Source organism: Neobacillus rhizosphaerae, from assembly GCF_937468385.1.
In the GTDB taxonomy this organism is placed as follows: domain Bacteria; phylum Bacillota; class Bacilli; order Bacillales; family Cytobacillaceae; genus Neobacillus; species Neobacillus rhizosphaerae.
On record NZ_CALBWS010000019.1, the window covers coordinates 63,450 to 76,032 of the forward strand.

Consider the following 12,583-nt stretch of genomic DNA (forward strand, 5'->3'; position numbering starts at 1 on the left):
TTGTTAAACAAAATTTACGATTGGGTAGATGAACGTTTAGATATTACGCCTTTGTGGCGCGATATCGCAGACCATGAAGTACCTGAGCATGTTAACCCGGCGCATCACTTTTCAGCGTTTGTATATTGCTTTGGCGGTCTGACATTCTTCGTTACAGTCATACAAATTCTTTCCGGTATGTTTTTAACCATGTACTATGTGCCGGATATTAAAAACGCATGGGAATCTGTTTATTATCTGCAAAATGAGGTAGCTTTTGGACAAATTGTTCGTGGAATGCATCACTGGGGTGCAAGTTTAGTACTTGTCATGATGTTTTTACATACGTTACGGGTCTTTTTCCAAGGTGCCTATAAAAAACCTCGTGAGTTAAACTGGATTGTCGGAGTACTTATTTTCTTCGTCATGCTTGGTTTAGGTTTTACTGGTTATTTATTACCTTGGGATATGAAAGCGCTGTTCGCAACAAAAGTAGGTCTGCAAATTGCTGAGGCTACACCATTCATTGGGACCTATGTCAAAGTCTTACTTGCTGGTCATGAACATATTGTTGGTGCTCAAACATTGACCCGTTTCTTTGCCATCCACGTGTTCTTTTTGCCAGCAGTATTATTTGGGTTAATGGCAGCGCACTTCGTTATGATTCGTAAACAAGGTATTTCAGGACCGCTTTAAAATCGGTTCTAAACTGTAATTTATTTTCTAATCTTTACGGAAAAAGGAGGGGGATTACTCAATGCATCGCGGTAAAGGTATGAAGTTCGTCGGCGACTCACGTGTGTTAGCGCCTGAATCACGGAAGACGATGCTTCCGAAAGATTATTCAGAATACCCTGGAAAAACAGAAGCATTCTGGCCTAATTTCCTTTTGAAAGAATGGATGATAGGTGCCGTATTTCTAGTTGGCTATTTATGTTTAACGGTTGCACATCCGGCTCCGCTTGAAAGAATTGCGGATCCAACTGATACAGGTTATATTCCATTACCAGACTGGTATTTCTTGTTCTTGTATCAATTGCTGAAATATACATTTGCCTCAGGTCCCTATACAGTAATCGGTGCAATGATTATACCGGGACTCGCATTCGGGGGGTTATTATTAGCTCCGTTTCTTGATCGTGGACCGGAACGCCGTCCAATGAAGCGTCCGCTTGCGACAGGATTTATGCTTTTGGCATTAGCTTCAATTGTATTTTTAACTTGGCAATCTGTTGCAACTCATGACTGGGCGGCTGCTGAACGTCAAGGTAAAATTGTTGCAAAAGTAGATATTGATAAGACAAGTGACGGCTACAAAATCGCTAGTGATAATACATGTATTACCTGCCATGGTGAAAATCTTCAAGGTGGCGCAGGGGCCCCATCATTAATTGGTACGGGCTTGTCCGCTGATGAAGTGGCAAAAATCGCAAAAAATGGTACAACCAAGATGCCAGCGGGAATTTTTAAAGGTGATGCAGAACAGCTTAAAAAGCTTTCTGAATTTATCTCAGGTCTTGGAAAGAAATAATTTCATTATTAAAAGCTGACGGAATACGTCAGCTTTTTTATTCATGAAAAGATAAAGTCTTTTAAAAAGAAGAAGAAAAGGGGAGTTTTTGTGCGCTTTATTTATCCTCTCTTGGCTAATCGTTCTATGCTTATACTCTTACTTATCGTAAATATTGCCGGAACAGCTTACGGGTTTTACTGGTATGGGTGGCAGTTAAAAGAGACACCAGCTAAATTCCTTATTTTTGTTCCTGATAGTCCTACTGCCAGTTTATTTTTTGTTTTTGTCTTGATTGCATTTTTATTGAAGAAAAACTGGCCATTAATCGAAGCTCTCGCGATTGTAACGCTATTTAAATATGGGATTTGGGCCGTTGTCATGAATATTCTTGTCTATTTTGTCAAAGGAGAATTGGATTGGATCAGCTATATGTTAATATTCTCTCATTTTGCTATGGCGGTCCAAGGATTATTGTATGCCCCATTTTACCGTTTTAAATGGTGGCATTTAATTGTAACGGCTATTTGGACGTTTCATAATGATGTCATTGATTATGTTTTCTTCATGTTACCTAGTTATCATGTGCTTGATCGCTATATACCACAAATTGGCTATTTTACCTTCTGGCTTTCTATTCTTTCAATTGGTCTTGCTTATTATTTTTCAATTCGTTCTAATAGGTTTAAATTAGAAATTAAATAATCGTGTTCCTCCAAATGATGGTCTAACCTTGTCCTATCCTACATACATTTTATTAGTAATGAAAGGGGGGACAAGGATTGAAAATCAAATGGTTTCTTTTATTTGCAATTATCATTATGCTTACTCCCATACCTGCCTTCGCTGAACAGCCCTCGACCATGGAAAGGCTAGATGATATTTCAGATGAAGCTCTCCAAATGGTGAAGTTTCATAGATATGAAGATGCTAAAAAAATGCTTGATTATTTTTCTGACCAGTTCACGAGCATTACTGGAAATGAAAAGCCCTTAACCTTGGACGAAGTCAGAATTGTTCACACCTCACATGACGAGGCGATGGAAGCAGCAGTGAGCCCTACAATGAAATATGAAGAAAGAATCAATAAATTAACTAAATTCCGTCTTGTTATTGATGCAATTGCAACAAATCATCAACCCTTATGGACAGAAATGGAAGATCAAATCATGACTGCCTTTCATCAGGCAAAGGATGCAGCCATTAATGGTGATACGCCCCATTTTCATAGCAACTTCAATACTTTTTTATCTTTATATAATGTCATTTATCCAAGTATGAAAATTGATGTTCCTGTAGAAAATATTCAGAGATTAGATGCTCGAATTGACTTTATTAATGAGTATCGTTCCCAAATTGTTAAAGACTCAAAAAGCCAACAGGAACTTGATGCCCTGGATACGGATTTAAAAAATCTTTTTGCAAATATGGAAGAGGACCAAGCGGACCCTTCCATATGGTGGGTTATCATCTCTACTGGGAGTATTATTATCATGACATTATCCTATGTTGGCTGGCGCAAGTACCAAGGTGACAAAGCGATGAGAAAAGATCGATCCAGAGATCAAAAAGATTGACTAGTCTAATTGGCTTTACTAAAATGAATAACATCATGAGCTGATTAGGAGGATTCACATGGTTTACCTTATTTATTTTGCAATGATTGTATTAATCCCTCTATGGGCACAAATGAAAGTGAAAAATACCTTTGCTCGATATTCTCGGGTAGCATCCTCAGCCTCTCTTAGAGGTTCGGAGGTAGCAAGGAAAATGTTAAATGCTAATGGCCTCTCCCATGTTAGCGTCGAAGAGGGTCGTGGCTTTTTAAGTGACCACTATGATCCAAGAACCAAGACGGTTAAATTGTCACCTGAAAATTTCCACGGGCATTCGATTGCCGCTGCGGCTGTCGCTGCCCATGAATGCGGACATGCTATCCAGGATTCAGAGGGCTACGCTTTCTTACGATTTCGTCATGCTTTAGTTCCGGTAGCTAATATTGGTTCAAATGTTTCATGGGTTTTTATAATGATTGGGATATTTGCGCATTTGAGTGGAATGCTGTTACTAGGAATTATTTTTATGGCAGCTGCTGTCCTTTTTCAAATTATCACTCTGCCAGTTGAACTTAATGCATCGAATCGGGCGATGGATCAAATTGTTTCCTTGGGATTAGTCGGTAATAGAGAAGATAGAGAAGCTAGAAAGGTTTTAAATGCTGCTGCCCTTACGTATGTTGCAGCGACCGCAGTAGCAGTTTTAGAATTATTAAGGTTTGTCCTAATGTTTACGGGAATGAATAGAAATGATGATTAAAGTAAGAAAAGCAATGTCCGCAAATGGACATTGCTTTTCTTAAAGTATAAGAATTTATAACATTGGACTTCGAGAAATGTCCAGCTCCAGGCGCCTTACGCTTATTCTTATAGAATAAGGATTTATTACATTTGCTTGCCGGAACCAAGGCGCGTCTACCCTATAGGCATTTTATTTTCGTCAAGTGTGAAGCCTTCTCCATGAACATCATGAACAATGGAAATCGAAATAAATGCATGAGGGTCTACAGAGGTTATTAAATTTTTTAAGCGCATAATTTCGTTTTTGGCGACAACGCAATATAAAACTTCACGCTCACTTTTTGTGTATGAACCATATCCTCTTAGAGCTGTTACTCCGCGTTCCATGTCATCCATAATTTTTTTAGCTATCTGTTCATTTTTCTCAGAAATAATCATCGCACCCCGGGCAGAATATGCACCTTCCTGCATGAAATCAATCACTCTAGCTCCGACGAAAACAGCCACAAGTGTATACATAGCTTCTTTATAATTCAGATATGTAAACAATGAAAGCGCAATAACAACTGCATCAAATATGAACATTGTTTTTCCCATATTCCAACCTACATATTTTTGGACAAGTCTTGCAATTATATCTACTCCACCTGTTGTCCCTCCAAAACGGAAGATAATCCCTAAACCTATGCCAGTGAATACACCAGCAAATAATGCGGCTAAGGTTAAATCACTTTGAAGCGGCATGTCTATCGGGAAACGCTGAAAAATCCATAAAAAAATCGAGACCCCGACAGTTCCGAAAATTGTATATAAGAAAGCGTTCCTTCCTAATATTCTCCATCCTATAAAAAATAGTGGAATATTAAGTAGCAGGTTTGTATAAGAAGGATCCCAGTTGATCAAGAAATAAAAAATCAATGTAATTCCTGTGAACCCTCCTTCGGCTAGCTTATTCTGCATATTAAAATTGACTAGACCAAACGACATAATGGCTGCACCTAATAGGATAAACAGAATGTTCTTTACTTTTAGGCCAAAAATCATAAACATTCCTCCTCTTCCCAATATTGCTCTCCTATGGCGGTATTTATTATAGCGAATTAATATCGCTAGGGCAATGAGATTAGAAAAAGAAGTGATAGAAACGAAAACATTTGTAAATCAGCTCTAATTTAGCTAACATAAACATGAATAAAAACATTACTAAAGTCAAATTGGTCATAGGGAGAAGGAGAGGTGAATTGAAAATGGCTGTACAGAAGTCGATAAAGGAACTGCAGGCGGAAGTAGATACATACATAAGTCAATTTAAAGAAGGATATTTCAGTCCGTTAGCAATGCTTGCAAGATTAACTGAGGAACTAGGGGAATTAGCTAGGGAAATAAACCATTATTATGGTGAGAAGCCTAAGAAATCTAGCGAAACAGAAAAGGCCATTGAAGAAGAACTTGGAGATCTTCTATTTGTACTGATTTGCATGGCAAATGCCTTAAACATTGATTTGGAAGAAGCTCATGATTATGTTATGAATAAATTTAATACGAGGGACAAAGACCGTTGGACAAGAATTGAGCAGGAGTGAAGATAATGAGTGAGATTAAAATTATCATTGCCGGGCCAAGGGGACGGATGGGCAGTGAAGCGGTAAAGCTAGTAACCACGACAGAACAATTTAAGCTTGTAGCTGTCCTTGATCATAAATATGGTGGAATGATGTTAAGTGATGTAGCAGGGTTTCAAACTATTTCGAATGTACCTATTTATACTAATATTGAAAATTGCCTTCAAGAGGTAGAAGCAGATGTATTAATAGATTTAACGACACCTGAAGTAGGAATGTACCACGCTAAAGCAGCGCTCGAACATAATGTTCGCCCAGTTGTCGGAACGACAGGCTTTACGAAAGAAAATTTAGCTGAGTTGGAACGTCTTAGTTATGAAAAAGAATTAGGTTGTATCATTGCTCCTAACTTTGCTATTGGGGCGGTACTGATGATGAAATTTTCGCAGCTTGCAGCAAAGTATTTTTATGATGTAGAAATTATCGAAATGCATCATGACCAAAAACTGGATGCCCCGTCCGGAACGGCAGTAAAAACAGCTGAGCTGATTTCAGATGTACGAGAAACAAAAAAACAGGGTCATCCAAATGAAAAAGAAACAATAGACGGTGCAAGAGGGGCTGATTATGATGGAATGCATATTCATTCTGTCCGTTTGCCAGGACTCATCGCCCATCAGCAGGTTTTATTTGGCTCAGATGGGCAGACATTAACAATTCGTCATGATTCCTACAATCGTGCCTCCTTTATGTCAGGTGTAAAAGTAGCAGTCGAAACCGTAATGAAGCAAAATAACTTTGTTTACGGACTTGAAAATATTTTAGATTAGGAGCCAAATTATGAATATTGCTTTGATTGCCCATGATAAAAAGAAAAATGACCTTGTACAATTTGTAACTGCCTATCAGGAAATATTTAAGAAACATACACTGTTTGCAACTGGAACAACTGGCTTACGTATTAATGAAGCAACGGGGTTAACCGTTACTCGCTTCCAATCCGGTCCACTTGGTGGTGACCAACAAATTGGTGCTAAGATTGCGAAAAATCAAATGGATGCGATTTTCTTTTTCCGCGATCCACTAACAGCTCAGCCGCATGAACCGGATGTGACGGCTTTAGTAAGACTTTGTGATGTATATGCTGTTCCACTCGCTACCAATATGGGTACGGCTGAATTATTAATACGAGGTTTAGAACTTGGCTTAATTGATTGGAGAAATATTGTCAAAGTGAATGGTGAAGGAAATGAAGAATAAACATTTACATATTCTTGCATTTGGTGCACATGCCGATGATGTGGAAATTGGCATGGCAGGTACAATTGCAAAACTAGCTTCAGAAGGAAAACGTATCGGCATTTGTGATTTAACAGATGCTGATCTTTCCTCCAATGGAAATGTACCATTAAGGAAAGCAGAAGCGAGGCATGCTGCTGAAATTTTAGGAGTCTCTTTTCGGACTTCTCTAGCACTACCTGATAGAGGGTTATTTTTAAATGATGAATTCATAAGAAAGATTGCCTGCATCATTCGAATCTATAAGCCACAGGTTGTGTTTGCCCCCTATTTTGAGGATCGCCATCCTGATCATGGGAACTGTGCACGTCTTGTTGAGGAGGCGGTTTTTTCTGCGGGAATAAAAAAATATCAAACAGAAGAAGGTAACGAACCCCATCGAGTAGAAAAATTGTATTTTTATATGATTAATGGTTTCCACAAACCAGATTTCACAACCGATATTACCTTATTTATGGACAAAAAGCTGGAAGCATTACGTGCTTACAAAAGCCAATTTGAACAAACAAATGATAGCGTTGATACCCCGCTTGTCAATGGCTATATTGAAACAGTCGAAGCCAGAGAAAGAATGTTTGGTAAATTGGTTGGCGTTACTTATGCAGAAGGCTTCAAAACAAAAGTACCAATCCTTTTAAAGCGAGATTTGATGGGAGACTAACTATGCGGAAACTAAAAATTGGGATTACCTGCTATCCAAGCGTGGGTGGATCTGGTGTAGTAGCAACAGAGTTAGGGAAAATGCTGGCGGAAAAGGGGCATGAAATTCATTTTATCTCTTCAAGCATTCCCTTTAGGCTTAATAAAATGTATCATAACATCTATTACCATCAGGTCGAAGTGAATCAATATTCTGTTTTTCAGTACCCTCCTTATGACATTGCACTGGCAAGTAAAATGGCAGAGGTAGCTAATCGGGAAAAATTAGATATTCTCCATGTCCATTACGCGATTCCTCACGCAGTATGTGCAATATTAGCGAAACAAATGAGCCATAGGGATATAAAAATAGTCACGACTTTACACGGTACCGATATAACGGTTTTAGGATATGATCCATCACTAACAGACGCAATTAAATTCGGCATCGAAAAATCCGATATTGTCACGGCTGTTTCAAATGCATTAGTCAATCAAACCTATGAGCTAATCAATCCTGATAAACAAATTGAAACTGTTTATAATTTTATTGACGACCGAATCTACCATAAAAGGGATGGCCGTTCTTTAAAGGCGGAATTTGAGATTAAAGATGATGAGAAAGTAGTTATCCATGTTTCAAATTTCCGATCCGTTAAACGGGTCCAGGATGTGGTGAAAACCTTTGCGGAAATTTCTGCCACCATGCCGGCGAAATTGTTGTTAGTGGGTGACGGACCTGAAATAACCTTAATTTGTAAACTAGTAAGACAACTCTCCATAGAGGATCAGGTCATATTCCTTGGAAAGCAAGAGAACCTTGAGGAATTGTATTCCATTAGTGATTTGATGCTGTTACTTTCGGAAAAGGAAAGCTTTGGTCTAGTGGCTCTAGAGGCAATGGCATGTGGTGTACCTTGTATTGGGACAAATGTTGGCGGAATACCAGAGGTTATTTTGCATGGAGAAACAGGTTTTATTTGTGAAGTAGGAGACATAGAAGATATTTCAAATAAAGCAATTGCTCTGTTAAATAATAAACATCTTCATCAACAATTTTCTGCGCTATCAGTGGAAACGGTTAGAACAAAATTCAAGGCAGATAAAATTGTTGAACAATATGAACAAATATATTTTAAGTTAATGAATCTAGGTGAAGTATGATGATAGAACCTTTTTTATCAGCCCTTCCCGTTTTAGAAAGATTAGAGGCTGCTGGCTATGAAGCCTATTTTGTAGGTGGGTCGGTCAGAGATTACCTTTTAAAAAAGCAAATTAGCGATGTGGATATAGCTACATCAGCAACTCCAGTTGAAGTGAAAGAGATATTTTCCAAAACTGTTGATATTGGAATTGAACATGGAACGGTTCTCGTCTTGTATAACCAGGAATCGTATGAAATTACTACATTTAGAACGGAAGCCGAATATCAGGATTATAGAAGGCCAAAAGAAGTTGCCTTTATTCGTAATCTTAAAGACGACCTTAAGCGCAGAGATTTTTCGATGAATGCGATTGCGATGGACAAAAATGGAAAACTTATTGACCCTTTTAAGGGGCAATTAGCAATAAAGGATAAATTGATTCAAACAGTTGGCAGGGCGGAGGATCGTTTCCGCGAAGATGCGTTAAGAATGATGAGAGCGGTTCGTTTTGTAAGCCAGCTCTCTTTTTCCATCGAAAACGATACGTTAACGGCATTAACCAATCATATTGATTTACTTGAAAATATTGCTGTTGAAAGAAAAAAAGTAGAGTTTGAAAAACTTCTTATTGGCAATAATCGAAGAATAGCCTTAAAGATGATCCTGGATACTAATTTATTTCTCTATTTACCCGGTTTGAATAACAATAAACAGGAGTTAGAACAATTACAGAACTTTCAGTACGATAGTCTTAATAAAAAAGAAATGTGGTCGCTGTTGCTCTTTTGTATCGATATAAAAGAAAAATTAATCGAAACATTTTTAAGAGATTGGCGCATGCCGATAAAAGAAATTAGAGAAATTCAACATACTCTGTTTTTTCTGAAAAAAAGACTTCAGCAAGAATGGTCCATTTATGATTTATATAATGCAGGTTATGACAACATCCTATCCGCTGAAAAGCTGTATTTGGTTTTTACCAGGATAAAAGAATCGGATTCAATTAAGCACTGGTTAGACTTGTACGAGCAATTGCCAATCAAGTATCTCTCTGACATGAATGTCACAGGAAACGATGTGATGGAATGGCTAAATAAAAGTGGCGGTCCTTGGCTGAAAGACACGTTATTGAAAATAGAAAGAGCGATAGTAGAGGGAAAATTGGAGAATAATAAACAAAAGATTAAGGAGTGGCTAATGGCGTGCAGTCCGAAATAAGGAAAGAATTGCTCGATGCTTTTACCAATGCTGGTGATGTCTATTTATCAGGGCAGCATCTCGCTGATTTAATTGGCTGCTCAAGGACGGCTGTTTGGAAACATATCGAGGAATTAAGGAAAGAAGGATTTGAATTAGAAGCAGTTAGAAATAAAGGCTATCGTATTCTTAAAACACCGGAAAAAATAACTGCAGATGAAATTAGACTTGGTTTAACAACGGAACTTATTGGCAGGAATATCCACTATGAAGAAAGTGTTGAATCAACACAAAAGCTCGCCCATCATTTCGCGTCTGAAGATGTCCCAGAAGGAACCGTTATTATTGCGGAGGAACAAAGGTCTGGGAAAGGCCGAATGAGCAGAAAATGGCATTCACCAAAATATACAGGGATTTGGATGAGTTTGATTCTTAGGCCGAATATACCGCTACATAATGCCCCACAGTTGACCCTTTTAACTGCTGTTGCCATAGTTCAAGCGATGGAAGAGATAACCGGCCTTCATCCAGTAATTAAATGGCCGAATGATATTTTACTGAATGGAAAAAAGGTTACCGGAATTTTAACAGAACTGCAGGCAGAAGCGGACAGAATCCATTCCATTATTATTGGTATGGGCATTAATGTCAACCAACGGAAAGAGGAGTTTCCAATTGAACTTCAGGAAATTGCCAGTTCACTGTCGATTGAAAAAGGGGAGACAATTTCTCGTGCAGCTCTAATCAGAAGTATTTTCAAACATTTCGAAAAATTGTATTCACTATATTTAGAAAAGGGTTTTTTTCCGATTAAGCTTCTATGGGAAGGCTATGCTGTCAGTATCGGCAAAGTTCTTAAAGCAAGAACGTTAACAAATGTAATTGAAGGAACAGCACTAGGAATCACAGATGAAGGTGTTTTGAAAATAGAGGACCAATCTGGTGTGATCCACCATGTTTATTCAGCTGATATCGAATTATAAACCGTGTCGGTAAGATTAATAATCCTTGCAAGAAGCTTGTACTTTTTGTATGATAATTTCATTGGGCAGTATCCCTAGGAACTGCACCGCTTTGCCATAATAATAAAAAAGGTTTCTGCCTAGATCCGTTTTACGGACCGGGACAGAGGGATGGAACACGTACAAGGGTAACATTAGATCCTCTGCCTTCAGAAGGGTCTTTTTATTTGCTCTTAGAATTCGTTTTATCTCCTCTCCCATATTAAAAGGAGGGAAAAAGATGAAGCAAACAACAGATTTTTTGAAAATGAAGGAAAGAAATGAAAAGATTGTCATGTTAACGGCCTATGATTATCCTTCTGCCAAGCAAGCAGAGCAGGGGGGAGTGGATGTTATTTTAGTCGGCGACTCTCTTGGAATGGTTGTATTAGGTTACGATTCCACCATTCCAGTGACGCTAGAAGACATGATTCATCACACGAAAGCTGTTAAACGTGGAGCAAAAGATACATTTATTGTCGCTGATATGCCTTTTTTGACCTACCATTTATCAGTAAAAGATACATTACAAAATGCCGGCAGGCTCATTCAAGAAACGGGGGCGCATGCTGTCAAGCTTGAAGGTGCGGATGAAGTGATTGAAAAAATAACAGCACTTACAAAAGCAGGTATTCCTGTTTGTGCCCATCTTGGCTTAACGCCGCAATCAGTTGGCGTCTTGGGTGGATATAAGGTACAAGGCAAAGATGCCCTTGCTGCAAAAAAATTACTGAAAGATGCTAAAAAATGTGAAGAGGCTGGTTCTTTTGCTGTTGTTCTTGAGTGTGTACCAAAGCAGCTTGCTGAGGAAGTAGCAAAAAGTGTATCTATTCCTGTCATTGGAATCGGAGCGGGAGTAGCTGTGGATGGCCAAGTTCTTGTTTATCATGATATTTTAGGCTATGGGGTAGAACGGGTACCAAAGTTCGTGAAACAATATCATTCTGTCAATCCGTTTATGATTGAATCGATCCAAGCTTTTACAGACGATGTAAGAACTGGACAATTTCCGGAAGAAAAACATACGTTTACAATGAAGGAACAGGAACTCAAGGTACTATATGGGGGCAAGGAATGAAGATTTTTACAGCGATTAAGGACATACAGACAGAAATATTGAAACAAAAGAGTTTAGGAAAGTCCATCGGCTTTGTGCCAACAATGGGATTTCTGCATGAAGGTCATTTGACACTAATAAATAAAGCAAGACAAGCCAATGATATTGTTGTTTTAAGTATTTTTGTTAATCCATTACAGTTTGGACCGAATGAAGATTTTTCTACTTATCCCCGCGACTTTGAACGTGACAGTGCCTTAGCGGAATCTGAGAAAGTCGATTTCCTTTTTTGCCCATCTGTAGAAGAAATGTATCCAAACGAACCGTCCATCAAAGTGATTGTGCAAGAACGTACCGACGTATTATGCGGGAAATCACGCCCAGGGCATTTCGATGGTGTCGTAACAGTCGTTAGCAAACTATTTCATATCATCATGCCAACAAGAGCTTATTTTGGGAAAAAGGACGCTCAGCAGGTGGCTGTTATTGAAGGGTTAATTTCTGATTTGAATTTCCCGATTGAGCTTATAGCCGTAGATATTGTTCGTGAAAAGGATGGCCTTGCGAAGAGCTCTCGTAACGTCTTTCTCTTACCTGAAGAAAGACAGCAAGCGGTCGTGCTATATAAAAGCCTGAATGCTGCTAAGGCGGCCATTGATCAAGGAGAAAGGAATTCCTCTAGATTAATGGGAATAATACAGGAAATGATTACTAGTGAGTCAAACGGGAAAATAGATTATGTTGAAATTTTGACTTATCCACGCTTAATGCCTTTGGAAAAATTAGAGGGTCGCATTATTATTGCTCTTGCAGTAAAATTTACAACGGTTCGTTTAATTGATAATTTTATTGTCGACATTGACTAGACATAAGAAAATAGACAACTGGGGAGGAATT

Annotated in this window: 15 protein-coding genes; 14 read left to right on the forward strand and 1 reads right to left on the reverse strand. The window is 38.5% G+C overall.

What is annotated here, in order from left to right:
• The 5 genes from qcrB (at position 1) to M5A78_RS14720 (ending at position 3,805) form a co-directional block, all read left to right on the forward strand.
• The gene (gene qcrB, locus M5A78_RS14700) at positions 1-675 is read left to right on the forward strand and encodes a menaquinol-cytochrome c reductase cytochrome b subunit (RefSeq protein WP_248736026.1); all 675 of its coding nucleotides are present in this window, start codon (positions 1-3) and stop codon (positions 673-675) included.
• 61 nt (positions 676-736) lie between these two features.
• Positions 737-1,510 (forward strand): menaquinol-cytochrome c reductase cytochrome b/c subunit, encoded by a 774-nt coding sequence (locus M5A78_RS14705; protein ID WP_248736027.1) that lies wholly within the window; start codon positions 737-739, stop codon positions 1,508-1,510.
• 90 nt (positions 1,511-1,600) lie between these two features.
• Complete coding sequence (locus M5A78_RS14710) at positions 1,601-2,194, forward strand: DUF1405 domain-containing protein (RefSeq protein WP_248736028.1); 594 nt, start codon at positions 1,601-1,603, stop codon at positions 2,192-2,194.
• 77 nt (positions 2,195-2,271) lie between these two features.
• Positions 2,272-3,066 carry a sporulation protein YpjB gene (gene ypjB, locus M5A78_RS14715; protein WP_248736029.1) on the forward strand — a complete coding sequence of 265 codons (795 nt, stop codon included), beginning with the start codon at positions 2,272-2,274 and terminating at the stop codon, positions 3,064-3,066.
• A gap of 58 nt (positions 3,067-3,124) precedes the next feature.
• On the forward strand, positions 3,125-3,805 hold the full coding sequence (locus M5A78_RS14720) for a zinc metallopeptidase (protein WP_248736030.1): 681 nt from the start codon (positions 3,125-3,127) through the stop codon (positions 3,803-3,805).
• 155 nt (positions 3,806-3,960) lie between these two features.
• Here the strand turns inward: M5A78_RS14720 and M5A78_RS14725 are convergent, their stop codons facing one another.
• Positions 3,961-4,830 carry a YitT family protein gene (locus M5A78_RS14725; protein WP_248736031.1) on the reverse strand — a complete coding sequence of 290 codons (870 nt, stop codon included), beginning with the start codon at positions 4,828-4,830 and terminating at the stop codon, positions 3,961-3,963.
• Between the two features lie 203 nt (positions 4,831-5,033).
• Here M5A78_RS14725 and M5A78_RS14730 point away from each other — a divergent pair, with 203 nt between their 5' ends.
• From M5A78_RS14730 to panC, 9 genes are all read left to right on the forward strand, one after another.
• The gene (locus M5A78_RS14730) at positions 5,034-5,369 is read left to right on the forward strand and encodes a nucleotide pyrophosphohydrolase (RefSeq protein ID WP_248736032.1); all 336 of its coding nucleotides are present in this window, start codon (positions 5,034-5,036) and stop codon (positions 5,367-5,369) included.
• A 5-nt stretch (positions 5,370-5,374) separates the two neighbouring features.
• Positions 5,375-6,178, forward strand: a complete 804-nt coding sequence (gene dapB / locus M5A78_RS14735; protein ID WP_248736033.1) for a 4-hydroxy-tetrahydrodipicolinate reductase — start codon at positions 5,375-5,377, stop codon at positions 6,176-6,178.
• 10 nt (positions 6,179-6,188) lie between these two features.
• Entirely contained in the window at positions 6,189-6,608 is a 420-nt protein-coding gene (mgsA, locus tag M5A78_RS14740) for a methylglyoxal synthase (RefSeq protein WP_248736034.1), read from the forward strand.
• The gene (bshB1, locus tag M5A78_RS14745; protein ID WP_248736035.1) at positions 6,598-7,308 is read left to right on the forward strand and encodes a bacillithiol biosynthesis deacetylase BshB1; all 711 of its coding nucleotides are present in this window, start codon (positions 6,598-6,600) and stop codon (positions 7,306-7,308) included. Before mgsA ends, bshB1 begins: the two co-directional genes overlap by 11 nt.
• A 2-nt stretch (positions 7,309-7,310) precedes the next feature.
• The gene (bshA, locus tag M5A78_RS14750) at positions 7,311-8,450 is read left to right on the forward strand and encodes an N-acetyl-alpha-D-glucosaminyl L-malate synthase BshA (protein ID WP_248736036.1); all 1,140 of its coding nucleotides are present in this window, start codon (positions 7,311-7,313) and stop codon (positions 8,448-8,450) included.
• On the forward strand, positions 8,447-9,649 hold the full coding sequence (locus tag M5A78_RS14755) for a CCA tRNA nucleotidyltransferase (protein WP_319942298.1): 1,203 nt from the start codon (positions 8,447-8,449) through the stop codon (positions 9,647-9,649). The genes bshA and M5A78_RS14755 overlap by 4 nt, the downstream gene beginning before the upstream one ends.
• A complete protein-coding gene (locus M5A78_RS14760; RefSeq protein ID WP_248736037.1) occupies positions 9,634-10,611 on the forward strand; it encodes a biotin--[acetyl-CoA-carboxylase] ligase in 978 nt (325 codons plus the stop codon). The genes M5A78_RS14755 and M5A78_RS14760 overlap by 16 nt, the downstream gene beginning before the upstream one ends.
• 259 nt (positions 10,612-10,870) lie before the next feature.
• Positions 10,871-11,707 (forward strand): 3-methyl-2-oxobutanoate hydroxymethyltransferase, encoded by an 837-nt coding sequence (gene panB, locus M5A78_RS14765; RefSeq protein ID WP_248736038.1) that lies wholly within the window; start codon positions 10,871-10,873, stop codon positions 11,705-11,707.
• Entirely contained in the window at positions 11,704-12,552 is an 849-nt protein-coding gene (gene panC, locus M5A78_RS14770; protein WP_248736039.1) for a pantoate--beta-alanine ligase, read from the forward strand. The genes panB and panC overlap by 4 nt, the downstream gene beginning before the upstream one ends.
• Positions 12,553-12,583: the final 31 nt, after the last annotated feature.